The sequence below is a fragment of the Kitasatospora sp. NPDC094028 genome, from assembly GCF_049543595.1.
In the GTDB taxonomy this organism is placed as follows: domain Bacteria; phylum Actinomycetota; class Actinomycetes; order Streptomycetales; family Streptomycetaceae; genus Kitasatospora.
In genome coordinates this window covers 101,036-126,700 of the sequence record NZ_JBMVFA010000022.1, presented here as the reverse complement: position 1 = coordinate 126,700, position 25,665 = coordinate 101,036, and the positions used below count along the sequence as shown (strand labels likewise).

At 75.4% G+C, this 25,665-nt stretch carries 24 protein-coding genes; 12 read left to right on the top strand and 12 right to left on the bottom strand.

Annotated features, from left to right (window positions below; translation table 11 throughout):
- Window positions 1-18 precede the first annotated feature (18 nt).
- Window positions 19-207 (top strand): YegP family protein, encoded by a 189-nt coding sequence (locus ACPC54_RS28040; RefSeq protein ID WP_498968686.1) that lies wholly within the window; start codon window positions 19-21, stop codon window positions 205-207.
- A 60-nt stretch (window positions 208-267) separates the two neighbouring features.
- Here the strand turns inward: ACPC54_RS28040 and ACPC54_RS28035 are convergent, their stop codons facing one another.
- The 3 genes from ACPC54_RS28035 to ACPC54_RS28025 form a co-directional block, all read right to left on the bottom strand.
- On the bottom strand, window positions 268-2,340 hold the full coding sequence (locus ACPC54_RS28035; RefSeq protein ID WP_498968684.1) for a fructose-specific PTS transporter subunit EIIC: 2,073 nt from the start codon (window positions 2,338-2,340) through the stop codon (window positions 268-270).
- A gap of 106 nt (window positions 2,341-2,446) precedes the next feature.
- Complete coding sequence (gene pfkB / locus ACPC54_RS28030; RefSeq protein WP_498968682.1) at window positions 2,447-3,406, bottom strand: 1-phosphofructokinase; 960 nt, start codon at window positions 3,404-3,406, stop codon at window positions 2,447-2,449.
- Window positions 3,403-4,164, bottom strand: a complete 762-nt coding sequence (locus tag ACPC54_RS28025) for a DeoR/GlpR family DNA-binding transcription regulator (RefSeq protein WP_498968681.1) — start codon at window positions 4,162-4,164, stop codon at window positions 3,403-3,405. The genes pfkB and ACPC54_RS28025 overlap by 4 nt, the downstream gene beginning before the upstream one ends.
- 365 nt (window positions 4,165-4,529) lie before the next feature.
- Between ACPC54_RS28025 and ACPC54_RS28020 the strand changes: the two genes are divergently transcribed.
- From ACPC54_RS28020 to ACPC54_RS27990, 7 genes are all read left to right on the top strand, one after another.
- Window positions 4,530-4,802, top strand: coding sequence for an HPr family phosphocarrier protein (locus ACPC54_RS28020; protein ID WP_498968679.1), 273 nt, complete (start codon window positions 4,530-4,532; stop codon window positions 4,800-4,802).
- Window positions 4,799-6,457 carry a phosphoenolpyruvate--protein phosphotransferase gene (locus ACPC54_RS28015; protein ID WP_498968677.1) on the top strand — a complete coding sequence of 553 codons (1,659 nt, stop codon included), beginning with the start codon at window positions 4,799-4,801 and terminating at the stop codon, window positions 6,455-6,457. Before ACPC54_RS28020 ends, ACPC54_RS28015 begins: the two co-directional genes overlap by 4 nt.
- 513 nt (window positions 6,458-6,970) lie before the next feature.
- The gene (locus ACPC54_RS28010; protein ID WP_498968676.1) at window positions 6,971-9,487 is read left to right on the top strand and encodes a glycosyl hydrolase; all 2,517 of its coding nucleotides are present in this window, start codon (window positions 6,971-6,973) and stop codon (window positions 9,485-9,487) included.
- Window positions 9,488-9,618: 131 nt separating this feature from the next.
- Entirely contained in the window at window positions 9,619-10,008 is a 390-nt protein-coding gene (locus ACPC54_RS28005) for a hypothetical protein (protein WP_498968674.1), read from the top strand.
- Between the two features lie 156 nt (window positions 10,009-10,164).
- Complete coding sequence (locus ACPC54_RS28000) at window positions 10,165-11,385, top strand: glycosyltransferase family 4 protein (RefSeq protein ID WP_498968673.1); 1,221 nt, start codon at window positions 10,165-10,167, stop codon at window positions 11,383-11,385.
- Window positions 11,382-12,602: a glycosyltransferase gene (locus tag ACPC54_RS27995; RefSeq protein WP_498968672.1), complete on the top strand. Its 1,221-nt coding sequence runs from the start codon at window positions 11,382-11,384 to the stop codon at window positions 12,600-12,602. Before ACPC54_RS28000 ends, ACPC54_RS27995 begins: the two co-directional genes overlap by 4 nt.
- A complete protein-coding gene (locus ACPC54_RS27990; RefSeq protein ID WP_498968671.1) occupies window positions 12,577-13,605 on the top strand; it encodes an SGNH/GDSL hydrolase family protein in 1,029 nt (342 codons plus the stop codon). The genes ACPC54_RS27995 and ACPC54_RS27990 overlap by 26 nt, the downstream gene beginning before the upstream one ends.
- On the opposite strand, the gene ACPC54_RS27985 is transcribed toward ACPC54_RS27990, so the two are convergent.
- A complete protein-coding gene (locus tag ACPC54_RS27985; protein WP_498968669.1) occupies window positions 13,547-14,374 on the bottom strand; it encodes a helix-turn-helix domain-containing protein in 828 nt (275 codons plus the stop codon). The two genes, ACPC54_RS27990 and ACPC54_RS27985, sit on opposite strands and share 59 nt — an antisense overlap.
- Before the next feature lie 188 nt (window positions 14,375-14,562).
- On the opposite strand from ACPC54_RS27985, the gene ACPC54_RS27980 reads away from it, so the two are divergent.
- The gene (locus tag ACPC54_RS27980; protein WP_498968668.1) at window positions 14,563-15,225 is read left to right on the top strand and encodes a hypothetical protein; all 663 of its coding nucleotides are present in this window, start codon (window positions 14,563-14,565) and stop codon (window positions 15,223-15,225) included.
- Between the two features lie 18 nt (window positions 15,226-15,243).
- Here ACPC54_RS27980 and ACPC54_RS27975 read toward each other — a convergent pair whose 3' ends face one another.
- Together ACPC54_RS27975 and ACPC54_RS27970 are read right to left on the bottom strand one after the other, a co-directional pair.
- Window positions 15,244-16,677, bottom strand: coding sequence for an amidase (locus tag ACPC54_RS27975; RefSeq protein WP_498968667.1), 1,434 nt, complete (start codon window positions 16,675-16,677; stop codon window positions 15,244-15,246).
- Window positions 16,678-16,816: 139 nt separating this feature from the next.
- Entirely contained in the window at window positions 16,817-18,814 is a 1,998-nt protein-coding gene (locus ACPC54_RS27970; RefSeq protein ID WP_498968666.1) for a WD40 repeat domain-containing serine/threonine protein kinase, read from the bottom strand.
- A 200-nt stretch (window positions 18,815-19,014) separates the two neighbouring features.
- Between ACPC54_RS27970 and ACPC54_RS27965 the strand changes: the two genes are divergently transcribed.
- Entirely contained in the window at window positions 19,015-19,623 is a 609-nt protein-coding gene (locus ACPC54_RS27965) for a PASTA domain-containing protein (protein ID WP_498968664.1), read from the top strand.
- 20 nt (window positions 19,624-19,643) lie between these two features.
- Here ACPC54_RS27965 and ACPC54_RS27960 read toward each other — a convergent pair whose 3' ends face one another.
- On the bottom strand, window positions 19,644-20,018 hold the full coding sequence (locus tag ACPC54_RS27960) for a methyltransferase (RefSeq protein ID WP_498968663.1): 375 nt from the start codon (window positions 20,016-20,018) through the stop codon (window positions 19,644-19,646).
- Between ACPC54_RS27960 and ACPC54_RS27955 the strand changes: the two genes are divergently transcribed.
- Window positions 19,911-21,080: an NUDIX hydrolase gene (locus ACPC54_RS27955; RefSeq protein ID WP_498968662.1), complete on the top strand. Its 1,170-nt coding sequence runs from the start codon at window positions 19,911-19,913 to the stop codon at window positions 21,078-21,080. The two genes, ACPC54_RS27960 and ACPC54_RS27955, sit on opposite strands and share 108 nt — an antisense overlap.
- Before the next feature lie 37 nt (window positions 21,081-21,117).
- A complete protein-coding gene (locus ACPC54_RS27950; protein ID WP_498968661.1) occupies window positions 21,118-21,516 on the top strand; it encodes a DUF6188 family protein in 399 nt (132 codons plus the stop codon).
- A 55-nt stretch (window positions 21,517-21,571) separates the two neighbouring features.
- Here the strand turns inward: ACPC54_RS27950 and ACPC54_RS27945 are convergent, their stop codons facing one another.
- The 5 genes from ACPC54_RS27945 to ACPC54_RS27925 form a co-directional block, all read right to left on the bottom strand.
- Window positions 21,572-21,946 carry a hypothetical protein gene (locus ACPC54_RS27945; protein ID WP_498968659.1) on the bottom strand — a complete coding sequence of 125 codons (375 nt, stop codon included), beginning with the start codon at window positions 21,944-21,946 and terminating at the stop codon, window positions 21,572-21,574.
- Window positions 21,947-22,019: 73 nt separating this feature from the next.
- On the bottom strand, window positions 22,020-22,412 hold the full coding sequence (locus ACPC54_RS27940; RefSeq protein WP_498968658.1) for a roadblock/LC7 domain-containing protein: 393 nt from the start codon (window positions 22,410-22,412) through the stop codon (window positions 22,020-22,022).
- An 82-nt stretch (window positions 22,413-22,494) separates the two neighbouring features.
- Window positions 22,495-23,658: a hypothetical protein gene (locus tag ACPC54_RS27935; protein ID WP_498968657.1), complete on the bottom strand. Its 1,164-nt coding sequence runs from the start codon at window positions 23,656-23,658 to the stop codon at window positions 22,495-22,497.
- 97 nt (window positions 23,659-23,755) lie between these two features.
- Window positions 23,756-24,139 carry a hypothetical protein gene (locus tag ACPC54_RS27930; RefSeq protein ID WP_498968656.1) on the bottom strand — a complete coding sequence of 128 codons (384 nt, stop codon included), beginning with the start codon at window positions 24,137-24,139 and terminating at the stop codon, window positions 23,756-23,758.
- 503 nt (window positions 24,140-24,642) lie between these two features.
- Window positions 24,643-25,626, bottom strand: coding sequence for an MsnO8 family LLM class oxidoreductase (locus ACPC54_RS27925; protein ID WP_498968654.1), 984 nt, complete (start codon window positions 25,624-25,626; stop codon window positions 24,643-24,645).
- Between the last annotated feature and the right edge of the window lie 39 nt (window positions 25,627-25,665).

Below are 25,665 nucleotides of genomic sequence, written 5' to 3'. Positions count from 1 at the left end.
GCGAGAGGCTGTTTCGGCATGGCTGGGAAATTCGAGCTGTACACGGACGAGACCGGGATGCACCGGTTCCGGCTCAAGGCGAGCAACGGGACGATCGTGGTCACCGGTGACCCGCAGGAGAGCAAGGACGACTGCCTGAAGAGCATCGAGTCGATCCGCAAGCTCGCCCCGTACGCCGAGCTCAAGGAGACGGCCGGATCGGCCTGACCGCGCGGTGCACGGTCGCGGGCGGGGTGGGGTGAACCACCCCGCCCGCGTCGCCACCGCTCAGGCGCCGACCAGCACCTTCCCGTCGACGACGGAGTCCGCATCGGCCGCGGCGGTGCCCTTCCGCAGCCCCTTGAGCAGGACGACGACCGCCGTGGTGACCACCGTGCCCGCCACGACCGCGACCAGGTACAGGAACGGGCTGCCGATCAGCGGGAGCACCCAGATCCCGCCGTGCGGCGCGCGCAGGGTGGAGCCGAAGGCCATCACCAGCCCGCCGGCCGTCATGCTGCCGACGATGTTCGCCGGGATGACCCGCAGCGGGTCCGCCGCCGCGAACGGGATCGCCCCCTCGGTGATGAACGAGGCCCCGAGCACCCAGGCCGCCTTGCCGTTCTCCCGCTCCTCGGGGGTGAACAGCCGGCGCCGGACGACGGTGGCCAGAGCCATGCCCAGCGGCGGGGTCATCCCGGCGGCCATCACCGCGGCCATCACCTTGAGGCTGCCGGCGTCCGGGGTGGCGCCCGCCGTGGTGAGCGCGCCGGCCGCGAACGTGTAGGCGACCTTGTTGAGCGGACCGCCCATGTCGAAGGCCATCATCGCGCCGAGCAGCAGGCCGAGCAGGATCGCGTTGGAGCCGGAGAGGCCGTTCAGCCAGTCGGTCAGGCCGCGCATCGCCGAGGCGATCGGCGAGCCGACCAGCACGAACATCAGGAAGCCGACCGCCGCCACCGACAGCAGCGGGATCACCACGACCGGCATGATGCCCCGGATCGCGCGCGGCACGTTCCAGCGGATCATCCACAGCACCAGGAAGCCCGCGGCCAGGCCCGACACGATGCCGCCGAGGAAGCCCGCGCCGACCGCCACCGAGACGGCGCCGCCCGCGATACCGGCGGCCAGTGCCGCCCGGTCGGCGATCGCCCAGGCGATGTACCCGGAGAGGATCGGGACCAGGAAGCCGAAGGAGGTCTTGCCGGTCTGGAACAGCATCGCCGCCCAGCTGTGCGAGGACGTCCAGTCGAAGTGGCCCAGCACGGACGGCGCGGAGGCGATCCGGTACCCGCCGATGGCGAAGGCGAGGGCGATCAGCAGACCGCCCGCCGCGACGAACGGGATCATGTAACTGACGCCCGTCATCAGGTACTTGCGCAGCCGCTCGGCCCAGTGCCCGCCCGCCGGCGCGCTCGCCGCAGCGGCCGGGGCGGCGGCGAGCGCCCCGCTGCCGGCGTCGGCGACCAGCGCGGCGGCCTGCGCGATCAGGTCGTCGGCGCGGTTGACGGCGGCCTTCACACCGACGTCCACGGTGGGCTTTCCGGCGAAGCGGGCGCGGTCCCGGACCTCGACGTCGTGGGCGAGGATCACCGCGTCGGCGGCCGCGATCACCTCGGGGGCCAGCACCGTCGTCCCGGCCGAGCCCTGGGTCTCGACCTGGATCCGGGCGCCCGCCCGGGCGGCGGCCAGTTCGAGGGCCTTGGCAGCCATGTAGGTGTGGGCGATGCCGGTCGGGCAGGAGGTCACCGCGACCAGCCGCAGCCCGCTGCCGGCCGTCTCCGCGGCAGCGACCGTTTCGGGAGCGACGCCCGGCTCAGGCGCGACGCCCGGCTCAGGAGCGACGCCCGGCTCGGGAGCGACGCCCGGCTCGGGAGCGACGCCCGGCTCGGGAGCGACGCCCGCTTCCTCCTCGCCGTTGACCAGGGCCGCGACCGCGCCCGGGCTCCCGGCATCGCGCAGGGCGCCGGTGAACTCGGGGTCCATCAGCCGTCGGGCCAGCGCGGCGAGGATCCGCAGGTGGGCGTCGTCCGCGCCGGCCGGTGCCGCGATCATGAAGATCAGGTCGGCGGGCCGGCCGTCCGGGGCGTCGAAGTCCACGCCCCTGGTGCTGCGGCCGAAGGCCAGGCTCGGCCGTGTGACGTGGGCCGATCTGCAGTGCGGGATGGCGATCCCGTCCCCCATCCCGGTCGGGGCCTGGGCCTCGCGGGCGGCCACGTCGGAGAGGAAGCCGTCGAGGTCGGTCACCCGGTCCTCGGCGACCAGCCGCTGGGCGAGCGAGCGGAGGGCTTCGCCCTTGTCCGCGGGGGCGAGGTGGAGATCAACGAGTGCGGGTGTGATCAGTCCGCTGGTGTCGTTCATCGTGTCGGTCCTTCGACTGGTGCCTGACAGTGTTCCCGTGCCCCCGGGAATGGCCGCCGTTCCGTCCCACACGGTCGGGCGGGGTGCCTCCGGCAGGAGGCCGATCTCAACCGCCGAGCGGTCGTTCGAGCGGGATGTCCGCCGTCACGACCACGGCGGCCGGGTTCAGATCCGCCGGGGTCGGCATGGCGCTCCCCGGCAGTTGCACGGCGGCGGCGCCGTGCGCCAGGGCCGCCGCCAGCGCCCCGGGGCCGGTGCCGCCGGCGCCGAGGAAGCCCGCGAGCGAGGCGTCGCCCGCTCCCACGTCGCTGCGGACGACGGCGACCGGTGCGCCGCCGTACCAGCTGCCCTCCTCGGCGATCAGCAGCATCCCGTCCGCACCGAGGCTGGCGAGGACCTGCTGGGCGCCGCGCTCGCGCAGTTCCCCGGCCGCGGCCACGGCGTCGCCCACGGTGGCGACCGGGCGGCCCACGGCCTCGGCGAGTTCCTCCCGGTTGGGCTTGACCACGTCGGGGCGGGCCGCGAGCGCGGCGAGCAGCGCGGCGCCGGAGGTGTCGAGGGCGATCCGGGCGCCGCCCGAGTGCACCTGGGCGACCAGCTCGGCGTACCACTCGGGCTCCAAGCCGCGCGGCAGGCTGCCGCAGCAGGCCAGCCAGTCGACGCCGTTGCCGGTGCCCTGCCCGCTCCCCTGGGTGTCGCGGACGAGGGCCAGCAGCGCGGCCGACTCGGCGGCGCTGAGCTCGGGGCCCACCGCGTTGATCTTCGTGAGGCTGCCGCCGTCCTCGGCGATCGAGACGTTGATCCGGGTGTCGCCCGCGATGGCGACCGCCGCGACGTCGATCCCCTGGCGGCGCAGCAGGTCGGAGAGCAGCTCTCCGGACAGCCCGCCGAGCGGCAGGACGGCCGTGGTGCGGTGGCCCGCGGCGGTGAGCGCGCGGGAGACGTTGACGCCCTTGCCGCCGGGGTCGAGCCGGTCGCGTGCGGCGCGGTTGACCTCGCCGCGGGCGAGCGTTCCCAGCTCGTAGGTGCGGTCGAGGCTGGGGTTGGGGGTGATGGTGACGATCATGCGCGGATGACTTCCGGTCCGTGGTTCTCGATCTCGGCGGCCTGCTCGTCGGTCAGTCCGGTGTCCGTGACCAGGACGTCGACCTGGTCCAGCGAGCCGAACCGGGCGAAGTGGCGGGCGCCGTACTTGGAGGAGTCGGCCACCAGGACGACTCGGCGCGCACCGGCGAGCATGGCCTTCTTGACGGCGGCCTCGGCGAGGTCCGGCGTCGACAGGCCGCCCTCCGGGGAGAAGCCGTTGGTGGCGACCACCGCGACGTCCGCGTGGATGTCGGCCAGGTCGCGCAGCGCCCAGGCGTCGACGGCCGCCTGGGTGCGGTGGCGCAGCCGCCCGCCGACCAGGTGGAGGGCGAGCGCGGGGTGGTCGGCCAGCCGGGCCGCGACGGGGAGGGCGTTGGTGACGACGGTGAGGGCGCAGTCCACGGGCAGCAGGCCGGCCAGCCGGGAGACGGTCGTCCCGGCGTCGAGGATCACGCTGCCCTCGCTGGGCAGCAGGCCCAGGGCGGCCCGGGCGATGCGTTCCTTCTCGGCCGCGGCAGTGGAGTCCCGTTCGGCCAGGCCCGGTTCCAGGTGCAGTGCGCCGGCGGGCAGCGCGCCGCCGTGCACCCGGTGCAGCAGGCCGGCCCGGTCGAGGGCGCTCAGGTCACGCCGGATGGTCTCCTGCGTGACGCCGAAGTCCTCGGCCAGCGTCTGCACGTCCACCCGACCCTGCTCCTGGGCCAGGTGGAGGATCTGTTGCTGCCGCTCGGGAGCGTACATGTGGGATTGGGTCCGTTTCATGTCCGTTTACGCCTGGTGAAGCCCGACCATACGCGCTTCGGACGGAAAAGCAAGAGCTCGCCCTCCCGCTCGCCCTCCCGCTCGTCCCCCCTCTTGTCCATCTCTCGTCCATCTCTCGTGCGCGCCGTGAAGTACGCCCGAACGTGTTGACATCCCCACGCACCCGGGCGTAGAACCAACCGAAACAACGCTCTAACGGGCGTGAAACCACAGGCTGCCCGATCCTCGCGACTGCCCCCGTACCGCGAGGACCAGGCGACCGCAGTGGCCCACTCCCCGGCCGGCCCGGTTCCCACCCGGGTCGGCGCCCCCACTCCTCTCCCTTCTCCTCCCCAAGGACTCCCATGCACTCGATCCAGGTCACCATCGGCTCCAGCAGCGGTCTGCACGCCCGCCCGGCGGCACTGTTCGTCCAGGCCTCCGCCCGACAGCCGGTGAAGGTCACCGTCGGCCGCCCCGGCCAGACGCCGGTCGACGCCCGCAGCCTGCTGTCCGTCCTCGCCCTGGCCGCCCGCCGAGGCGAGGTCCTGGAGCTCACCGCCTCCGGCGACGGAGCCGAGGACGCCCTCAAGGCGCTCGCCGACCTGCTCGCCTCCGACCTCGACGCAGCGGCATGACCGACCTGATGCGCGGGATCGGCGTAGGCACCGGCAGCGCGGCGGGCCCGGTCGCCCGCATGGCTCCCCCGGCCCCGCTGCCCGCACCGCGGGCGGTCACCGACCCGACCGCCGAGGCGGCCGCGGTCCGCGCCGCCCTTGGCGCGGTCGTCACCGGCCTGGCGGAGCGCGCCGCCCGTACGAGCGGCACCGGCTCCGAGGTGCTCGCGGCCCAGGCCATGATGGCCGCCGACCCCGTCCTGGCCGACCGGGCCGCCGAGCTCGCCGCGCAGGGCACCGACGGCGCCCACGCGCTGACCACCGCCTTCGACGGCTTCCGCGCCGAACTGGTCGCCGCCGGCGGCTACTTCGCGGAACGCGCCCCCGACCTGGCCGACCTGCGCGACCGCGCGGTGGCCCAACTGCTCGGCCTGCCCGTGCCCGGCCTGCCCGACCCCGGGCATCCGTACGTCCTGATCGCCGACGACCTGGCACCCGCCGACACCGCACTGCTCGACCCCGAGCGGGTCCTGGCCCTCGTCACCGTCCGCGGCGGCCCGACCAGTCACACGGCCATCCTCGCCAAGGCACTCGGCGTACCCGCCGTGGTCGGCTGCACCGGCGCCGCGGAACTGACGGACGGCCGACTGGTCCTGGTTCACGGCTCGGACGGGCTGGTCGAGCCCGACCCGGCTCCGGAAGCGGTCGAGCGGGCCGCCGCGTGCGAGCACCGCCGCCGCGAACTGCTGGCCGGATTCCGGGGGCCGGGCCGGACCGCGGACGGCCACCCGGTCGCGCTGCTGGTCAACCTCGGTGCCCCGCACGAGCTGCCCGGCGCGGCCGCCGCCGACGCCGAGGGCGTGGGCCTGTTCCGCACCGAGTTCCTCTTCCTGGACCGCGCCGAGGCCCCGGGCCTCGCCGAACAGGCCGCCGCCTACCGGCAGGTCTTCGCGGCCTTCCCCGGCCGCCGGGTGGTCGTCCGCACCCTCGACGCGGGCGCCGACAAACCGCTGCCCTTCGCCACGGCCGCCGACGAACAGAACCCGGCCCTCGGCGTCCGCGGCCTGCGCACGGCCGCCCGCGATCCGCAGCTGCTGGAGACCCAGCTCGCCGCGATCGCCGAGGCCGCCCGGGACAGCACCGCGCAGGTCTGGGTCATGGCCCCGATGGTGTCGGTCCCCCGCGAGGCCACCGAATTCGCCGCCCGGGTCCGCGCGCACGGCCTGCCGACCGCCGGCGCGATGATCGAGGTCCCGGCGGCCGCCCTGCGGACCGACCGGCTGGCCGAATCCTGCGACTTCTTCAGCGTCGGCACCAACGACCTGGCCCAGTACGCCTTCGCGGCCGACCGCACGCTCGGCACCCTCGCCGAGCTGCTCGACCCGTGGCAGCCCGCCCTGCTCGAACTGGTCGCCACCGCCGCCGCCTCGGCGGCCGGACAGGGCCGTCCGATCGGCGTCTGCGGCGAGGCCGCCGGCGACCCGGCACTCGCCCTGGTCCTGGTCGGCCTCGGCATCACCAGCCTCTCCGCCGCGCCCGCCTCGCTCCCCGAGGTCCGGGCGGCGCTGGCCGCCCACACCCTCGCGCAGTGCCGCGCACTCGCCGAACTGGCCCTGCGCGCCGACGACGCCGACACCGCGCGCGGCAAGGTCCGGTCGAGCATGTCGGCGCTCTGAGCCACGCCTGCCGGTCGGTCGCCGAGCGACCGACCGGCAGCTCCGACGTCGACTCGGTGATCACCAGCGGTCTCGGGCGGGCACCCGGTACCCGGAGGCCGGGTCGCGGCGGAAGGCCGTGAGCATGTCGGACCGCTGGTCGGCGCGGAAGGGCAGCCGCCCGTCGCCCTGGTGGGCTGGTGGGCTGGTGGGCTGGTGGGCTACGGGAGCCGATCTGTCCGCGCGGTGAGCGCCCGGACGTTCTTCGGGTTCGACGAATTCGCCCGGCCCCAAGGAGTCCCATGCCGTGGCTCACCCTTGCACGGAACCGTGAAGCCCAATTCTGTGAAATCGGTTCAGAAGAACTGAATAAGCCTGCACCGTCCGGACTTTCGCGGACACATGAGCACGTTCGCGCGTCGTTCGCATCCGATGTCTAACGCATCTGCAAACTCTGCTCCACAACTCTTCCCGGAAATGATCGAACACGGCAGGTTCGGGGCCGCACTCTGCGTCATCCGTGAGGAGTCCCCGATGAGTTCAGCCAGGCGCCGCGCGACCCGCGTTGCCCTGAGCGCGGCCCTGCCCGCTCTGCTGCTGTTCACCGCGATACCCGGTCAGGCCGCACCGGCGGACCCGGCTCCCGGCACCGTCGCCGCCGATGGTCCGGCTCTGCCGCCGTTCGGCCCCGAGGCGTTCGGGGACGAGGACGGCGGTGAGGGCGGCGGCGAGAGCGCCGACATCCTGGCCGCCGACGCCGCGTACAGCGCCGTCCGCACCGCCCCCGGCACGACGGTCAGTTCGGAGGCCTTCGCCGCCGGCCGCCAGAGCGCCAACGGCCTTGCCACCAGCGGCGGTCGGTGGAGCGAGCTGTCCAGCGCGCCGTACAACACCGCGGACCACTCGTACGAGCTCGGCCCGCACATGGCCGGCCACGGCGTCGCGTCCGGCCGGATCACCTCGCTCGCGGTGGACGGCCAGTACCTGTACGCCGGTGCCGCCGGCGGCGGCGTGTGGCGTTCGACCGACCAGGGCGCCCACTGGACGCCGGTGTTCGACCAGCAGGACACGCTCTCCATCGGCGCGGTCGCGGTCAACCCGGCCGACCACTCGCTGTGGGTCGGCACCGGCGAGGCGAACAGCAACGCGGACGGCATCGCGGGCGGCGGCATCTACCGCTCCACCGACCACGGGCAGACCTTCCAGCCGGTCGGCAACCGGGTCGCCAACAGCATGGTGTTCCGGATCTCCTTCGCCGAGAACAACCAGGTCTACGTCGCCACCAACCAGGGCCTGCTGAAGCACCCGTCGAAGCAGATCCGCAGCCCGTGGCAGACGGTCCTCAAGCCGGACCCGAACCCGACCGGCTCGCCCTACCGCACGTCGTTCGTGACCGACGTGCGCGTGCGGCCCGGCAGCCACGGCCAGACGGTCGTCGCCGCCCTGGGCTGGCGCGGCGGCACCAAGGCCGACGACCTGCAGTACAACGGCTTCTACGTCTCCAACGACGCCGGCGCCACCTGGGCCAAGGCCACGCCCACCGGCGACCTGGACCCGGGCCGCTTCGGCCGCACCACCTTCGACTGGACCCCGGACGGCCGCAAGCTCTACGCCGTCGTCGAGGACCCGACCAGCGTGAGCCTCGGCGGTGTCTACTCCACCGACTCCGGTGACGTCAACGGGCCGTGGACGAAGCTCGCCGACGCCGCCAAGCTCAAGGCCTCCGGCGGCCGCGCCGGCACCCCGGGCGCCCAGGCCTGGTACGACCAGTACGTGACCGTCGACCCGGCCGACCCGAACCACGTCTACCTCGGCCTCGAGGACATCTACGAGACCTCCGACGGCGGCAAGAGCTGGGACACCATCGGGCCGTACTGGAACTTCGACCTGCCCTGCTACGACGACGACCCGGCCAAGAACACCTGCCCGGACACCACCCACCCCGACCAGCACGCCGCCGTCGTCGCATCGGACGGCACGGCGTACTTCGGCAACGACGGCGGCGTGTGGTCCCGCCCGGCCGCGCTGCGCAAGGTCGTGAAGTGGACCGACCGCAACGCGACCCTGCGCACCCTGCAGTACTTCTACGGCGGCCTCGGCGCCTCACCGGACGGCAAGGGCGACATCGCCTGGGGCGGCCTGCAGGACAACGGCTACTCCGTCCTCACCCCGGGCGGCGACCACATGGCCGAGCCCAAGGGCGGCGACGGCTTCGACGTCGTCGTCGACCCGAAGAACGGCAACCGCGTGGTCGCCGAGTACACCAACCTCGCGATGGCCAAGTCCGACGACGGCGGCCACAGCTGGTACTACGCGACGCCCAACTGCAAGCAGAACAAGACCAGCCCGTGCGAGACCGACGGCCGCTTCAACGCGCCGTTCTCCGCCGACCCCGCCGACGCGAACCACTGGGTCGCCGGCGGCCGCTACGTCTGGGACAACCAGGGCAAGGGCTGGGACACCACCTGCTGGCAGCAGGTCTGCGACTGGAAGGCCGTCCGCGACCTCGGCGCGGGCAACGCCTCCACCGCCGTCGCCGTCTCCGGCGCCACCACCTACGTCGGCTGGTGCGGCACCGGCAACGGCTGCAACCCGGGCGCGGCCACGCCGTTCACCTCGGGCATCGACACCAACTACGGCGGCGCCTGGCACCGGATCAGCGCCCCCGAACTGCCGAACCGCTTCGTCACCGGCCTGACCGTCGACCCGGCCGACGCCGGCCACGTCTACGCGGTCTACGGCTCGTACAGCCGCCACTGGATCGACGGCGCCGGCACCGGCCACGTCTTCGAGTCCCGGGACGGCGGCGCGCACTGGACGGACATCAGCGGCAACCTGCCGGACGCCCCGTTCAGCGTGGTGAAGATCTGGAAGGGCCAGGTCGTCGTCGGCGGCGACGTCGGCGTGTTCACCGCCACCGGCACCGGCGGCTGGAACCGCCTCGGGGCCGGCCTGCCGAACGCCTCGGTGTCCGACCTGACCGTCTCCCCGGACGGCGGCTACCTGATGGCCGCCACCCACGGGCGCGGTCTGTGGAAGATCACCGGCTGACCGCCCGCGACTCTCACCCGGCCCCGCCGGCCACCCCTGGCCGGCGGGGCCGCCGCGCACCCCCGGAACCGGACGGGCGCCGCCGCCGTCTCATGGCCACACCGTCCGCCGAACCCGGGAGACTCCGCTCCATGTACCGACCCAGCGCCGTGGGGATCGCCGTCCTCGTCCTCGCCGCACTCGGAACCGCCTCGGCCTGCGACTCGGACAAGAGCGGCACCGAGCAGCCCTCCGGCCCGCCCACCGTCACGGCACCGCCCGCGATCCCGACCGCGGACCCGACGACCCCGGGCACCGCCGCGACGCCCGCTTCGCCGGCCGTCCCCGCCGCCCCGGCCCCGGCCACCCCCGCACCTCCCCGTCCGGCCCCGGCCAGCACGCCCCCGGCCGCGACCCGCACGCCCGCTCCCCCGTCACCGACCGCGCCCCCTTCACCGGAGCCGACACCGCCCCGCGACGTCGAGAACCCGGTCGACCCGATCCACGGCGGCCCCGCCGCCCCCACCCGCCCCGCGCACTGACACGGCGACCGGCCCGCCCCGGCTGCGCCGCGAGTGCCTGACGGGCCGTCGCCGGACACGGGGCGGGCGGGCCCCGGTGCAAATCGCCGACGCGCGTTCGCTTGTACGACAGATCCCTTTGGCCGGGTGCACGCCGGGCCTGGACAGAACTGCGGCATGCGCGTCGCCATCGTCACGGAATCCTTCCCGCCCGAGGTCAACGGAGTCGCCCACAGCGTGCTGCGGACGGCCGAGCACCTGGTCCGCCGGGGCCACCAGCCCCTCGTCGTCACCCCCGCCCCCGCGCGGGGCGCCCAGTGCCCGCCGCAGAGCTTCGGCGGCGGCGCCGAGGCGGCCGAGATCCCCGTGGTGCACATCCCGTCGATGCCGCTGCCCGGGTACCCGCAGGTGCGGATCGCCCTGCCGAGCCGGCGGCTGGCGGCCGCGGTCGCCGCGCACCGGCCGGACGTCGTGCACCTGGCCAGCCCGTTCGTGCTCGGCGCGCGCGGCGTGCAGGTCGCGGCCCGGCTCGGGGTGCCGGCGGTGGCCGTCTACCAGACCGACCTGGCCGGGTACGCGCACGCCTACCGGGCCGGGCGGGGGCTCGGCGAGGCCGCCGCGTGGCGGCGGATCCGGGCCGTGCACGCGGCCGCCGCCCGGACGCTGGCGCCGTCCACCCCGGCCGTGCAGGACCTGACCGCGCACGGGGTGCCCCGGGTGCGGCTGTGGCCGCGCGGGGTGGACTCGGTGCGCTTCCACCCCGGGCACCGGGACGAGGCGCTGCACCGGGCGCTGGCCCCGGGCGGGGAGGTGCTGGTCGGGTACGTCGGGCGGCTGGCGCCGGAGAAGCGGGTCGACCTGCTGGCGGCCGCCTCGGCGCTGCCCGGGGTGCGGGTGGTGGTGATCGGCGACGGGCCGTCCGCGCCCGCGCTGAAGGCCGCCATGCCGGGCGCGGTGTTCCTGGGCAGACGCACCGGCGAGGAGCTGGCGCGATGTTTCGCCGCCCTGGACGTCTTCGTGCACACCGGCCCGCTGGAGACCTTCTGCCAGACCATCCAGGAGGCGATGGCCAGCGGGGTCGCGGTGATCGGCCCGGCCGCCGGCGGCCCGCTCGACCTGGTCGCGCACCGCCGCACCGGCCTGCTGGTACCGCCGCGGGACGGCGCCGCCGTCGCCCGGGCGGTCGCCGAGCTCGCCGCCGACCCGGTGCGGCGCGCCGCCTACGGGCGCGCCGGGCGGGCCGAGGTGGCCGCCCGCACCTGGGAGGCGGTCGGCGACCTGCTGCTGCGGCACTACGCCGAGGTGATCGCCGAGCACCGGGGACTGCCGCTGCCGCCCGCGCCCCCGGCGGCCGACGCGCCGGCGCTGCCGGCCCTGCCGGAGGAGCTGCCCGCATGAACACGCAGCCCGATGCGCCGGGCGGGCCGCTGACCATCGTGCGGCTCGCGAACTTCGTCACCCCCGTCTCCGGCGGCCTGCGCACCGCGCTGCGCCACCTCGGCGCCGGGTACCGGGCGGCCGGGCACCGGCCGGTGCTGATCGTGCCCGGGAAGCGGCGCGGCGAGGAGCGGACCGAGCAGGGCCTGGTGGTCACCCTGCCCGGGCCGGTGCTGCCCGGCAGCGGCGGCTACCGGTTGCTCGCCGACCGGCGGGCCGTCGCGGCCGAGCTGACCCGGCTCTCCCCCGACCGGCTGGAGGTCTCCGACCGCACCACGCTGCGCTGGACCGGCGACTGGGCCCGGCGGCACGGTGTGCACTCGGTGATGGTCTCGCACGAGAGCGCCGCCGGGGTGCTGCGCACCTGGGGCGTGCCGCCCGGGCTGGCCGGCGCGGCCGCCGACCGGCTCAACGCGGCCACGGCGCGGGCGTACGACGCGGTGCTCTGCACCACCGACTGGGCGGCGGCGGAGTTCCGCCGGCTCGGGGTGCCGAACCTCGTCCGGGCCCCGCTCGGGGTGGACCTGGAGGCGATGCGGCCGCTGCCGCCCGCCGCCCGGGCCGCCGAGCGGGCCCGGTACGCGCGGCCGGGCGAGGTGCTGCTGGTGCTGTGCTCGCGGCTGTCGGCGGAGAAGCGGCCCGAGCGGGCGATCGAGGCGCTGGCCGCGCTGCGGGCCCGGCGGGTGCCCGCCGTGCTGGTGGTGGCGGGCACCGGGCCGCTGCGGGCCCGGCTGGCGGCGCGGGCCGCCCGGTTGCGGCTGCCGGTCCGCTTCCTCGGGCACCTGGGCGAACGGGCGGAGCTGGCAAGGCTGTTGGGCTGTGCGGACGCGGTGCTCGCGCCCGGCCCGGTGGAGACCTTCGGGCTGGCGGCGATGGAGGCGCTGGCCTGCGGCACACCGGTGGTGGTCAGCCGCTCCTCGGCGCTGCCCGCACTGGTCGGGCCCGCCGGGCTCGCGGCCGCCGACACCGGGGAGGAATTCGCGCGCGCCGTACGGGAGTTGCTGGCGCGGCCGGAGCCGGGGCGGCGGGCGGCGACCCGGGAGCAGGCGGAGCGGTACGGCTGGCCGGCGGCGGTCGAGGCCTTCCTGGCCGCGCACCGGGCGCCGGATCGCCGGGCACCGAACCACCGGGCGGCGGAGGGGGGTTGCCGCGATGAGCGCGCTCGACACCGGGTGTGACCGCGCGGCGGACGACGACCGCCGCGCGGGCGGCCACGACCGCCGACCGGCCGGCGAGCTGCGGCGCTTCGTCGCACTCGGCGACTCCCTGACGGAGGGCGTCGGGGACCCGGTCGGCGACGGCTGGCGCGGCTGGGCCGCCGTCCTGGCACCCGCGCTGGCCGCCGACGGGCGGGCGGTGGAGTTCACCAACCTGGCCGCCAGCGGCGCCCTCACCACTGATCTGACGGTCCGTCAGCTGCCGGCGGCGCTGGCCCTGCGTCCACAGCTGGCGGCCGTGATGGTAGGCGGCAACGACACCCTGCGGGCCGGCTTCGACATCCGGCGCAGCACCCTGGAGCTGGACGCCGTCCTGGGCGAACTGTCCGGCCACGGCGCCCGGTTGCTCACCGCCTGCCTCCCCGACCCGGGCACCCTGCTCGGCCTCCCGGCCGCCCTCGCCCGGCCGCTGGCCCGGCGGATGCGGGCGGTCAACACGGTGGTGCACGCCCTCACCGAGCGCCACCGGGCGATCCACCTGCACCTCGTCGACCTGCCCTGGCTCGCCGAACGCCGGCTCCTCAGCGTCGACCGCCTCCACCCCAGCGCCGAGGGCCACCACCTGATCGCCCGCCACTTCCACCAGCTGCTCGCCGACGCCGGGCACCCCCTCGGCCCGCCGCCCACCGCGAGCCCGGCCGAACCCCCGCCCGGCCGCGCCGCCGACCTCTGGTGGATGGCCACCCGGGGCACCCGCTGGCTCGCCGCCCGCAGCACCGACCTGCTCCCCGGCCTGCTCGCCCTCGCCGCCGTCGAGGCCGCCACCCGCCTGCGCGGCGCGAGCGCCCGCCACGACGAACGGATGGCCCGCGCGGCCGCCCAGGCCCTGGCCTCGCTCGGCCAGTGCGGTGACCGAGGAGGTTCACCGGCTTGGGGGTCGCGCCTCGGACGGCAGCCGATGGCTGTCACGACCTCCCCGGTTGGAGATAGGCCGGGCGGGCCCACGCGATCTCGTCGACGGTGAGCCAGGCGGCCTCCGCGACGGCCGTCGGGGTCGTCCCGGCGAAGGTGGCGGTGTCGCGGTTCAGGTGGGACTGGTCGGCGTAGCCGGACTCGGCGGCGACCTGGCTGGGGCGTTGGCCGGCCGCCAGGCGGTGGGCGGCGTGGTCGAAGCGGATGAGCTGGGCGGCCCGCTTGGGGGTGAGGCCGAGCTGGGTGCGGAAGCGTGACCAGAGGCGCTTGCGGCTCCAGCCGGTCTCGGCGGCCAGCTCCTCGATCCGGACCGCGCCGGTGGTGCTCACCAACTTCCCCCAGGCGAAGCGGAGTTCGGGGTCGACCTGGCGGCCTGCTTCGTACCGTCGGGCGAGCGCGGCGGCCGCCAGCGCGAAGCGGTCGTCCCAGGACGCCGCGTCGCGCAGCTGTTCCCGGATGCGGGTGGCCTCGCGTCCCCAGAGGTCGTCCAGGGAGACGAGTTCGGCCGGTGAGCCGAGCACGGCGTGGGCGACCAGCGGCGACAGCCGGATCTGGAGGCACTCGATGCCCCGGTTGTGCGTGCGGACGCCGCCGGCGCCGAGGCCGACGACCGCGGTGCCGTGCCGCCGTCCACCGGCGCTGTCCTCGACGGCGAGGATCCCGTCGCCGAAGTCGAGGGCCACGGTGACGGCCGGGAAGGGGACCATGTCCAGGTCGACCGGGGAGGCGGCGTGGTCGGTGAATCCGGCCATGCTGACCCCGCGCAGCGGGCCGGGCACGGACGGGATGGCGACGTCCCAGAGCGCCGCGGTGGATTGCATGGCCGCAGGCTACGCGACATTCGTCCAAGACGGGGAGGCGCGGTGGCGAGCACGCTCGTCCGTGCATCCGACCGGAGAGGACCGTTCTCGATGACCGACCCGTCCATCGAGGCCGCCGACGGAGCGGTACATCCGACTCCCCTCCGGCCGGTCGGCACTACTCATTTCATTCACTGGAGAACGCTCACATGCCCCGCCGTTCCAGCATTGCCACCCTCACGCTCTCCCTTGCCGTCGCCGTGACGCTCTCCGGCTGCTCGGCCGCCGGCTCCGCGACGAACCCGACCGCCGCCGCGACCACCACGGCCGCCGCAAGCGCCGCGGCTCCCGCGAGCGCCGCGGCTCCCGCGAGCGCCAAGGCCTCCGCGAGCGCCTCGGCCAAGGCGGACCTGTTCACCGCACCGGCCATCGACCAGGCCTTCCAGGCGCTGGCCAAGAAGGTGGGCGCGTCGCCGATGAAGGTCCTCAAGATCCAGGTGTTCCCGGACTTCGTCTCGGTCGAGGCCGCAGACCCCGCGAAGCCCACCGAGGTCAACGAGTTCACCTACCGCGGCGGGGGCGTCGAGGAGCCGCGGCCCGTCAAGCTCAGCACCACCGGCGGCGCCGACCCCGGCGCCGCCCTCAAGGAGAACCTCTTCGACAGCACCGAGGTCAAGCCCGAGGCGGTCGCCAAGGTGCTCGCCGGGGCGACCGCCGCGGCGAATGTCGAGGGCGGCAAGGCCGGCGGAGCCATCATCCAGCGCAACCTGCCGTTCTCGAAGACCGTCCAGATCATCGTCAACGTCGACGGCACCCGCGCCAACAAGCAGATCCGCGCGACGCTGGACGGAAAGATCACCGACATCGTCTGACGCCACGTCGGAGACGAGTCACCGCGCCCGCACCGACGGACGGCGGCCGACCCACGGGTGGGCGAGTTCGAGGGTGCGGGCCGCCTGGAGCAGCAGGTCCTCGCGCCACGGGGCGGCCACCAGCTGGACGCCCACGGGCAGGCCGGTCGCCTCGTCGTGGTGCAGGGGGACGGAGATCGCGGGCTGGCCGGTCACGTTGAAGACCGAGGTGAACACGCCCATCGGGTAGCTGTTCAGCAGCGGCCGCAGCGGATTCTCCTCGGTGCCCGTCCCAAAGCCGCCGACCGGAGGCGGGAGGCAGGCCATCGTGGGCGTCACGAGCAGGTCGAACCCGGCCACGAAGCCCTCCACGATCCGGCGGGAGAGCCGCTGGGTCCGCTGCACCGCCTGCGCGTAGGTCCAGGAGTCGACCGACCGGGCGGCCTCGCGCAGGACGCGGTTGTGCGGCTCGATCCGGTCCGGGTGGGCGAGCGGGACATGGGCGGCGGCGGTGTTCCAGATCGCGGTGAAGGCCGCGACCAGCTCCTCGGTCGGGGGCAGCGGCAGGCGGCTGTCGACCACGTGGTGGCCGGCTCCTTCGAGGGCCCGCAGGGCGAGGTCGACGGCCGCCGTGCAGGCCGGGTCGACGGGGATCCCCTCGACCGGGGAGTCGGTGAGCACGCCGATCCGCAGGCCGGCGGGCGGCTCGGCCGCGGCCAGGGCCGCGAAGGAGGTGGCCGGGGTCGGCTGCGACCACCAGGTGGCCGGGTCGTGCCGGGCGAGCACGTCGAGGGCGGCCGCGGTGTCGGCCACCGAGCGGGTCACCACCCCGCTGGTGGCCAGCCCCTCCACCAGGACGCTCGCGCCGCTGATCCGGCCCCTGGTCGACTTGAGGCCGACGAGTCCGTTGCAGGAAGCCGGAATTCGGATCGACCCTCCCCCGTCCTCGGCATGCGCGATCGGCGCCATCCCGGCCGCGACCGCCACGCCCGCCCCGCTCGACGAACCGCCCGGCGTACGGTCCGGCGCCCACGGGTTGCGCGAGATGCCCAGCGTCTCGCTCTCGGTGAAGGGCACCGCACCGAACTCCGAGGTGGTCGTCTTGCCGAGCAGCACGAACCCCGCGTCGACGAACCGCCGCACCACCGGGTCCGACGCCGTCGCCGGGGCCCGCCCGGCTCCGGCGGATCCGTACGTGGTGGGCCAACCTGCCACGTCCAGCAGGTCCTTGACGGGCAGCGGCACGCCCAGGAACGGCGGCAGCTCGTCGGCGGAGGCGGCGCGCGCCACGGCATCGGCGGCCGCCGCGGCGGCCTTGCGGACGGCCTCGTCGTCCCGGTGGCAGAAGGCGTTCAGCTCAGGGTCCAGCTCGTCCATCCGCGCGAGGTAGCCGTCGGCCACCTCGACCGGACTCACCTCCTTCCGCCGGATGGCAGCGGCTAGTTCGACGGCCTCGATGTACGGGTCGGTCATCGCGAACGGTCCTCTCCGGTCGGGTGCACGAACGAGCGTGCTCGCCACCGCGCCTGCCCGTCTTGGACGAATGTCGCCGGGTGAGGCTTCGGTCAGGCTGTTGTTCCCGCTCCGGGCCCCGGCCTCGCTCGGGTGACCGCTACCCGTGCGGGGTCGGCAGGGGCAGCGCGTAGAGGCGCACCGTGTTGTCGTCGCCGTCGCCGACCGCGAGGGTGCGGCCGTCCGGGCTGAACGCCGCCTTCGGGGGGACGGACATGAAGATGCCGTCCCGCTTCGACAGGGCCAGGGTGTCGGTGACGGCGCGGGTCGCGGCGGACCACAGCTGGAGCTTGGCCTGGAAGTCGACGGTGGCGATGGTGGCGCCGTCCGGGCTCGGTACGACGCGGGCGACGCTGCCGCCGCCGAGGACCGTGGTGGTGGGAGCGCTCGGGTCAGTCGTCCGGAGTCCGTCCTTGCCGCTGTTGCCGGAGAGCACCGACTTCCCGTCCGGGGTGAACACCACCGAGTTCACCCCGCCGTCGAGGTTCGCCAGGAGGACGGGCTTGGCACCGGGGTTCGGGGTCCACAGCCGCAGGCCCTTGTCCTCGCCGCCGAGGGCGACGGACGTGCCGTCCGGGCTGAACGCCACCGACGTCACCGACGCCGCCTTGACGGTGACGGCGGCCTTGAGCGCGTGGGTGAAGGTGTCGGTCAGCATGAGCTGGTCGTCGATGTAGGTGGCGACCGTCCGGCCGTCCGCGCTCAGGGCCTCGAAGCTCCCCACCACCGAGGGGAAGGTGGCGGTGTTGGCACCGGTCGAGGCGTCCCAGAGCTGGATGTCGCCCTGTTTGAAGCCCTCTCCGGTGAGGAGGACGTGGTCCGCGCCGAACGCCAGGCTGCGCACCTCGTCGAGCCGGGTGGTGAGGGTGGCGGTGACGGCCCGGGTGGCGGTGTCCCAGATCCGGACGGTGCCGTCCGCGCAGCCCCCGGCCAGGAACCGTCCGTCGCGGCTGTACGCGAGCGACATCACGCGGCCGGTCGCGCCGGTGAGCGTGGTCCACGACGGCACGGACGCGGCCTTGTCGCCCTCGCCGGAGCCCCGGGCGAGCAGGAAGCCCGCTCCCGACAGGACGGCGACGCCGGCCAGGCCGCCGAGCAGGACGCCGCGCCGGCCCGGCCGCCGTCCGGACGCGTCGGCCACCGGGGCGGGAGACGGGGCGGGAGACGGGGCGGTGGCGGGAGCGGGGCCGGGCACGGCGGACGGGACGGTGGCCGTCCGCGTCGGCAGCGCAGCGAAGTCCGGGCGCAGCGGGGGCGTACCCGTCGGTGCGGCGGGTGCGCCGGAGCGTATCGCCCGCAGGCGCAGCGCCACGGTCTGCGCTTCGGGGCGCAACGCCGCGTCCTTGGCGAGGAGTTCGGCGAGCACCGGGCCCAGCGGACCGGCCTGCGGTGCGGCCGGCACGGGCTGGGTGAGCACGGCGGTGATGACCGCGGTCAGGGTCGCCCCGTCGAACGGTGGGCGCCCCTCGACGGCGGCGTACAGGGTGACGCCGAGCGCCCACAGGTCGGCCCGGGCGTCGATGCGCCGGCCCTCCAGCTGTTCCGGGGCCATGTACTGCGGGGTGCCGATGAGGGTGTTGGTACCCGTCAGGTGCTGGGTGGTGTCGAGGAGTCGGGCGATGCCGAAGTCGGTGATGACCAGCCGGTCCCCCGCCACCAGCACGTTGTCGGGCTTGAGGTCGCGGTGCACCACGCCGGCGGCGTGCGCGTGGGCGAGGGCGGCCGCGATCTCGGCGCCGATCTCCGCGACCCGCTCCCAGCCGAGCCGTCCTTCGGCCTTGATCAGCCGGGCGAGCGAGGGGCCCTCGACGAACTCCATGACGATCCACGGGACACCGCCGTGCTGCACCACGTCGTGCACCGTGACGATGCCCGGGTGCCGGAGCCGGGCCGCGGCGCGCGCCTCCCGTTCGGTGCGGGCGATCAGTTCGGCCCGCAGCTCGGGGCTCCCGGCCGCGCCCAGCAGCACCTCCTTGACCGCGACGACGCGGTCCAGCACTTCGTCGTGGCCCCGCCACACCCGCCCCATGCCGCCCTGGCCGACCGCTTCGACCAGCCGGTACCGGCCGCCCACGAGCTCTCCGACTACGCCTGTCATGCCCGCTACCTTAGGGCCCGTCCGGCCGTTGCTTTCCGGGTCCGGCTCCCGGTGGCCGCCGCCCGTCCCCCGTGCTCGAATGGAGGGAAGGCAGCAGTGAGCAGCGCCGTGGCCGGCCGTCGTCCGTCCGGTCCCACCTCGACGCCGACCGTGCGGCCGGGCCTCCTGCCGCTTCGTCACGACCGCCCCCGGAGACCAACGTGCTCCTGGACACGCCTTCCCCGTCATCTCCCTCGTCGCCCTCGACCGGGCCCGCGAGTCCGTCCGTCCTCAGCTGGGGGGCGACCCTCACCGCGCTGATCGTGATCGGCGTGGTGATCCTCGTGATCGGCCTGATCCTCTGGTTCAACTCCGGTGCGAGGTCCGCGAAGTCCGCGAAGGAGTCGACGGGTCCGGCCGGCGTGCCGGGCGGTGACAGCGTGGCCCGCAGCTGGATCGCGCTCGCCCTGATCGCCGGGCTGCTGATCTCCGTCGTGCTCGCCTTCGCCGTCAACGACACCACCGTCCGCAGCAGCCTGATCGGTGCCCTGGGCGCGGCGGTCGGCGCGGCCACCGCCTTCTTCTTCTCCTCCAAGTCCACCGACCAGGCCCACGCCCTGCTCACCACCTCGGTGGGTGTCGAGAGCGTCCCCGGCCTGATCGGCCGCGACGCCGACGACGCCATGCGCGTCCTGAGCACCACCACCCTGAAGCTGGTCAAGGATCCGCTCTCCCCCGACCCGGACACCAACCTGCGCATCCGCAGTCAGGATCCGCCGCCCGGCACCACGACCCCCAAGGGCTCCACGGTGATGGTGACGTACGGCTGAGCCCGGCCCCGGCCCGGGCCTCAGGCCGCGACGGTTTCGACCACCGAGAGGACGGTGCCGGTCGGGGTGATCCGGGAGAGCCGGAGCCCGGCGGCATCGAGCAGGGTGGCGAAGTCGGCCGCGCTGCGCTCCCGGCCGGTCAGCGAGCCCGTCATCATCAGGTCGAGCGCCTTGGACTGGTGCGGGGCGTTGTCGTCTGGGACGACGGCGTCCAGGACCGGCACGCGGCCGCCGGGGTTGAGGGCGCGGCGGGGGTGACCCCGGGCGGCGTGGGGGAGGATCAGGGGGTGAACGGGGTGGTCGGCGTGGAAGGGGTCGGGGTGGCGGCGACGGATGTGGACGCGGGTGGGCGGGGGCTGTTGGCGGCGGCGGGAGTGCTGTTCCCGGACGCCCACGGGCGGGTGCTGGTGGTGCAGCTGCCGTACGACCGGAAGCATCCGGTGGCGATCCCGGGCGGCGGCTGGGAGCCGCAGGACCGGTCGCCGCGGGAGACGGCCGCGCGGGAGATCGCCGAGGAGTTGGGCTTCACCCCGACGCTGCGGCAACTCGCGTGCGTGGACTGGGCGGTGAAGGAGGGCCGGCCGCCGATCGTGGCGTACCTGTACTGGGCCGATCCGCTGACGGACGACCAGGTGGCGGCGTTCCGGCCGGACGCGGCGGAGGTCGGCGGCTGGGCCTGGCTGGGCACCGAGGACGCGGGCCGGGCGCTGCCGCCGCTGCTGTCCCGGCGGGTGCTGGCCTGCCTGCGGGCGCCGCGCGCGGCCGGGCCGCTGGAGCTGGAGGGGAGCCGGCCGACCGGGCACACCGCCGGCCTGCCGGAGCTGGGCGGGCCGGCGCCCGAGTACGTCGGGCTGGCCGCCGCGCCCGGCCTGGGGACGGCGGCCGACCGGCCCGCGCCGGAGCCGCCGCTGGACCGGGCGACGTACTACGCCACCCGGCCGCGGATCCGGGCGAAGGCGCGGGCGGTGTTCACCGACGACGCCGGGCGGGTGCTGCTGGTGCGGCTGCGCCCGTGGGAGGGGCCGCGCGGGGCGGTGCCGCACTGGACGCTGCCGGGCGGCGGCGTCGAGGCGGACCGGGAGACGCCCCGGGCGGCGGCCCGGCGGGAGATCCGCGAGGAACTGGGCCTGGAGGTCGAGCCGGGGCGGCTGCTGGCCCTGGACTGGCAGCCGGGGACGGCGGCCGATCCGCAGGCCGACCCGGCGACCGGCCGGGACACCGCCGTCCTGGTCTACCTGTACGACGGCGGGCGGGTGACGCCGGAGCTGCTGGACGCGATCACCCTGCAGGAGGAGGAGCTGGTGGAGTGGCGGCTGTGCGACCCGGCGCAGGCGCGGGCCCTGCTGACCGGGCCCTCCTGGGACCGCACGGACGCCGCGCTGGCGGCGCGGCGGCGGGCGGGCGGCCCGGCCGAGCTGGTGCGGGGGCGGCCGGCCGACGGGCGGGCCGGCGGCTGACGGGCGGCCCGGCGGGGGTGGGGGACAGACTGGGGGCATGCGGAACGGGATCGCGCGGCTGCTCGCCGGGCGGCGGGTGGAGTCGGTCGGCGGCGGCACCCGCCTGGAGCTCGGGCTCACCGGGCGGGTGACCGTCCGGGTGGTGCAGGACTTCCGGTTCGCGACGCCCTCCTTCGCCGCGCCGGCGACGGTCGAGCACGTCTTCCCCACGCTGACGTTCCGGCCGACCCCCGCGCTCGCGGCGCTGGTCGGCCGGACGGTCGAGTCCGCCCGGATCACCCTCGCGGGCGGGCTGGAGCTGGGCTTCGCCGGCGGCGGGGTGCTGTCCGTGCCGCCGGACGCGCGGCTCGCGCCGTGGAGCGTGCTGAGCGCCGGGGGCGGCGCGGTGTGCGCGGGACTGCCGGGCGGCGAGGTCGCCTGGGCGGGCACGGGCTGAGGCCCGGCGGGGCCGAGGCCGCCGCCGGGCCGTCCGGTCGGTACCGGGCGAGGGGTCAGACCTCCAGGTCCGCCTCGATCCGGGTCAGCTGGTGGCGGGCCATCGCCAGGTTGGCGCGCGAGCGGTCCAGCGCCAGGTAGAGGAACAGGCCCTTGCCGCCGCGGCCGGCGAGCGGGCGGATCAGGTGGTACTGGCCGGTGAGGGTGATCAGCATGTCCTCGATCCCGTCCTGCAGGCCGAGCATGTCCATGGTGCGCATCTTGGCGCGCACCACGTCGGTGTTGCCCGCCGAGGCCACGTTGAGGTCGAGCCCGCCGGGGCCGTCCAGGGTGGCGAGCGCCATGCCGCTGTTGTAGTCCACCAGGGCCGCGCCGATGGCGCCCTCGATGCTGGTCATGGCCTGCTTGAGCGCGCCGGCTGCGTCGGTCATGTCGGTGACTCCCGTTCGTTGGTGAGGTGTTCGGTGAATGGGTGGGTGGAAGTGCTTCGGTCGGGGGTGGTGGTCAGCTCGGGGCGGCGGTGCCCGGCTGCAGGGCCTCGCCGAGCAGCCCGGCGATCCGCTGCGCGCTGCGGCGGGCCTCCAGGTGCAGCCGGCCGACGTTGACGTCCGGATGCGCCAGCAGGGTCAGTACGCAGCTGCCGCCGGCCGCGTAGGTGGCGACGTAGCCGTGCTCGCCGCGCACCAGCGACTCGCGGAACTCGCCCTGGCCGGTGGTGTCGGCGAGCCGCTGGGCCAGCGAGAGCGAGGCCGCCGTCATCGCGGCCAGCCCGGAGGGCTCGGTGCCGTGCGTGTCGTGGGCGACGAGCAGGCCGTCGACGCTGGCGACCAGGCCGCCCGCGAGGTGCGGGATGCGGCGCTTGACCACGTGCAGTTCGGCGAGCAGCTCGGTCTCCAAGGCGATCAGTTGTCTCCTTCCGACACGCTGCTTCAGCGCCCGCCTCATGGCCGGGGCGGCGGGGTCGCGGGCGGGGAGTGGGTCAAAGTCGGGCCTCCAGAAGGTCTCGGACCCGGGTCAGCAGCGCGATGTCCGGGTCGGGGACGGCCAGCGGCGGGTGGGCCGCGACCGTGGCGGGCGGGTGGTCGGTGCGCGTGGGGCTGGCGGCGGGGCCCGGCGGGCTCGCCGGTGCGGGCGTGGCGGGGGCGGCGGCCGGGGCGGCGGGACCGGCGGCCGGGCGGGTGCCGGTCCGGAGCGCGGGGCCGCGCAGGGTCGCGCCGGGGATCCTGCGGTGCAGGCCGCCGGGAGCAGGCGCCTCCCGGGGCGGCTCAGGGCCGGGCCGCGCGGGGTCGGCTCCCGCCGGGACGCCCGGCGCCGCGTGCCGTGGCACGTCGAGCAGTCCGGCGGCGGCCAGGCGGCGGACGTCGGCCGTCACCCCGAAGCCGGAGCGGCCGAGCAGCCGGGCCAGGTCCGCCGGGGTTCTTCGGCCGTCCGCGTGGTCCAGCAGTTCGCGGCGCCGGCGGCCGGACGCGCGGTGCGCGGGCAGCCGGCTGTGCGCGGCCGGGCGGACGGGCTCGGTGTCGAGCTGCGGCCAGGGCCAGATCCCGTCCAGCAGGCGGCGCCGGCGCTCGACCTCGCGGCGCAGCCGGTCCGGTTCGACCGCCGCGACGGGGCCGAGCCAGTGCCGGGCGTCGGCCTCGTACCGCCAGGTGCCGCCGGCGGGGTCGGCCAGGACGAAGAAGGCGGCGTCGAACAGCGTGCCCAGGTGGCCGAGTTCGAGCTCGCCCCGGGTGAGCAGCCGGTCCTCCACCAGCGCCTCGCCGACCCGGCCGTGCGGGCCGTGCTCCCGGAGCAGCTCGGCCCAGCCCTCGGGGGTGGTCCGGCCGCAGCCGGTGAGCAGGTCGACCAGGCCGGGGGCGCGGCCGGAGTCGGCGGCGACGACCTGGCCGTCGACGAGGTACAGACTGCCGAGCGGGCCGTGCAGGGCGCCGGTGGCGTGGCGGACGGCGAGCACGTCGAGCGCCTCGCCCGGGGTGCGCGGGGTGGGCGGGACGTCCTCCACTGCCGCGTCCGCGGGGCCGGCGCCGACCGGGTCGGTGGTCACGGGGCCGGCGCCGACCGGGTCGGTGGTCACGGGGCTGGCGCTCACGGGGTCGGCGTCGGTGGTGCGGGCGTCCTCGACGGGCGGGGCCGGAGCGGCGGTCATGCGGACCTCCGTCCGGGGGCCGGCGGCCGAAAACGGACGGTCGCCGCGGTCGCGACCGGGGTTCCGGCCTCGACCTCGGCCCCGGCGGGCACGGCGCTCACCCGAGCACCAGGTCCTCGGCGAGCGCCCGGAGGCGGAAGCGGGCGACGGCGAGGTTGCCCTCGTCGCGGTCGAGCCAGAGGTGCAGCACGAGCCGGCTGTCGAAGACGGTGTCGATGAAGCGGATCAGGTGGTAGCTTCGGCCCGCGGTGACGATGATGTCCTCCAGCGGGGCTCGCCGCTCCTCCGACGCGGTGAAGGTCTGGCTCTCAACGGCCGCTCGTACCAGGTCGGTTGCCTCGGCGGCGGCGGTCTCGTACTCGCCGGTCGGGCTGTCGCCGAGGCTGCCGAGGGCGAGTCCGCTCCCCCAGTCGACCAGGCTCGCGGCGCGCGCACCGGCGATCGTCATGGCCCCGGAGAGGCATTCGTCGATACCCGGCACACCGGCTCCTTCGCGGGGTCTGGGCGGCCGGGGCGCAGCGCGGCTCCGGCCGGATCGCCACCAGCAGTGGCGGGTTCGACACGGAAGGCTACTGCCGGTTTCCGTATGACGAACATTCCAGTGGCATATTCACACCATCGCCGTCGAGTTCCGGCCAAGGTATGACGATCCGTCAGGCCTGCCGCCGGGGCAAAACCGCTGGCCCGCCCGTCGTCACGGAGTGGAACGGCTCGACGCCGACCGGTCACCTGGTGGGGGACCTTGGCTGATACCCGGCCCTGATGGCGGGTTTCGCGGCCGAAAATGCGATAAGAGGACGCGCTCGGCGCGGGCGGGAACGACGAAGGGGCCCGTTCCGCTGGACGGAACGAGCCCCTTCGGGTGGAGCGCCAGGCCCGGGTCGCACGGACTCTTCCTACTGAAAGTAGGACGTGCTCTGGTAGCACCGCTGACGCCTGTTCGAGAGAACGTTTCCTCTCGACGTCATGAACATTAGCAGGTCATCACACGAGGTCAGAAATCCCGACCGCCTCCGCCAACAGCCGGTAGGAGTCGAGCAGCGCCGCCCGGTCGTAGCTGCTCGTGGTCACCAGGAACTCGTCCGCGCCGCTTCGCGCCACCAGGGCGGCGAGCGCGGCGGCCACCTGCTCGGGGGTGCCCGCGATGTGACCCTTCAACGACCGCTCGAACGCGGCCCGCTCCCTCGCGCTCATCGTCCGGGCCCGGATCTCGGCCACCGGCTCCAGCGGCGGGAACTCGCCGTGGGTGCGGGAGTAGGCGCCCGACCACGCCTCCGGCACGAGCAGGTCCCGGGCCCGCTCGGCCGTCCCGGCGACCGCCACCGTGCCGGAGACCACCACGTACGGCCCGGCGGCCTGCGCGGAGGGCCGGAACCGGGCGCGGTAGCGGTCGATCGCCGCGAGCATCCGCTCCTCGCCGTGCGCGGCCGCGATCACCAGCGGCAGCCCCGCCGCGGCGGCGAGGTCCGCGCCCTCGCCGGTGGCCAGCACGAAGGCCGGCACCCGCAGGCCCTCCGCCGGGCGGGCGTGCACGCCCGGATGCGCCTGCTGGGTGCCGTCGAACCAGCCGAGCAGCTCGGCCAGTTGGGCGGCGTAGTCGTCCGCGGCGTCCTTCTCCCGGCCGAGCGCCCGCCGCACGCCGTCGGTGAAGCCGACCGAGTGGCCCAGCCCCATGTCGATCCGGCCCGGGAACAGCGCGGCCAGCACGCCGAACTGCTCGGCCACCACCATCGGCCGGTGGTTGGGCAGCATCACGCCGCCGGTGCCGACCCGGATCCGGGTGGTGGCCGAGGCGACCGCCGCGGCCAGCACGGTGGGCGCCGAACCGGCCACGCCGGGCACGCCGTGGTGCTCGGAGACCCAGAAGCGGTGGTAGCCGAGCCGCTCCGCCTCGCGGGCCAGGGCGACCGTCGCGCGCAGCGCCTCGGCCGGCTCCTCGCCGCGTCTCGTCCGGGACCGGTCGAGCACGGAGAGCCTGATCGCCGGGGACGGCGCAGGGACCGAGGG

What these genes read in the sequence shown, in the direction of transcription:
- ACPC54_RS28040 (WP_498968686.1), top strand. Translation starts at nt 19, where the DNA reads ATGGCTGGGAAATTCGAGCTGTACACGGACGAGACCGGGATGCACCGG.
- ACPC54_RS28035 (WP_498968684.1), bottom strand. Translation starts at nt 2,340, where the DNA reads ATGAACGACACCAGCGGACTGATCACACCCGCACTCGTTGATCTCCAC.
- pfkB (WP_498968682.1), bottom strand. Translation starts at nt 3,406, where the DNA reads ATGATCGTCACCATCACCCCCAACCCCAGCCTCGACCGCACCTACGAG.
- ACPC54_RS28025 (WP_498968681.1), bottom strand. Translation starts at nt 4,164, where the DNA reads ATGTACGCTCCCGAGCGGCAGCAACAGATCCTCCACCTGGCCCAGGAG.
- ACPC54_RS28020 (WP_498968679.1), top strand. Translation starts at nt 4,530, where the DNA reads ATGCACTCGATCCAGGTCACCATCGGCTCCAGCAGCGGTCTGCACGCC.
- ACPC54_RS28015 (WP_498968677.1), top strand. Translation starts at nt 4,799, where the DNA reads ATGACCGACCTGATGCGCGGGATCGGCGTAGGCACCGGCAGCGCGGCG.
- ACPC54_RS28010 (WP_498968676.1), top strand. Translation starts at nt 6,971, where the DNA reads ATGAGTTCAGCCAGGCGCCGCGCGACCCGCGTTGCCCTGAGCGCGGCC.
- ACPC54_RS28005 (WP_498968674.1), top strand. Translation starts at nt 9,619, where the DNA reads ATGTACCGACCCAGCGCCGTGGGGATCGCCGTCCTCGTCCTCGCCGCA.
- ACPC54_RS28000 (WP_498968673.1), top strand. Translation starts at nt 10,165, where the DNA reads ATGCGCGTCGCCATCGTCACGGAATCCTTCCCGCCCGAGGTCAACGGA.
- ACPC54_RS27995 (WP_498968672.1), top strand. Translation starts at nt 11,382, where the DNA reads ATGAACACGCAGCCCGATGCGCCGGGCGGGCCGCTGACCATCGTGCGG.
- ACPC54_RS27990 (WP_498968671.1), top strand. Translation starts at nt 12,577, where the DNA reads ATGAGCGCGCTCGACACCGGGTGTGACCGCGCGGCGGACGACGACCGC.
- ACPC54_RS27985 (WP_498968669.1), bottom strand. Translation starts at nt 14,374, where the DNA reads ATGCAATCCACCGCGGCGCTCTGGGACGTCGCCATCCCGTCCGTGCCC.
- ACPC54_RS27980 (WP_498968668.1), top strand. Translation starts at nt 14,563, where the DNA reads ATGCCCCGCCGTTCCAGCATTGCCACCCTCACGCTCTCCCTTGCCGTC.
- ACPC54_RS27975 (WP_498968667.1), bottom strand. Translation starts at nt 16,677, where the DNA reads ATGACCGACCCGTACATCGAGGCCGTCGAACTAGCCGCTGCCATCCGG.
- ACPC54_RS27970 (WP_498968666.1), bottom strand. Translation starts at nt 18,814, where the DNA reads ATGACAGGCGTAGTCGGAGAGCTCGTGGGCGGCCGGTACCGGCTGGTC.
- ACPC54_RS27950 (WP_498968661.1), top strand. Translation starts at nt 21,118, where the DNA reads ATGCGGAACGGGATCGCGCGGCTGCTCGCCGGGCGGCGGGTGGAGTCG.
- ACPC54_RS27945 (WP_498968659.1), bottom strand. Translation starts at nt 21,946, where the DNA reads ATGACCGACGCAGCCGGCGCGCTCAAGCAGGCCATGACCAGCATCGAG.
- ACPC54_RS27935 (WP_498968657.1), bottom strand. Translation starts at nt 23,658, where the DNA reads ATGACCGCCGCTCCGGCCCCGCCCGTCGAGGACGCCCGCACCACCGAC.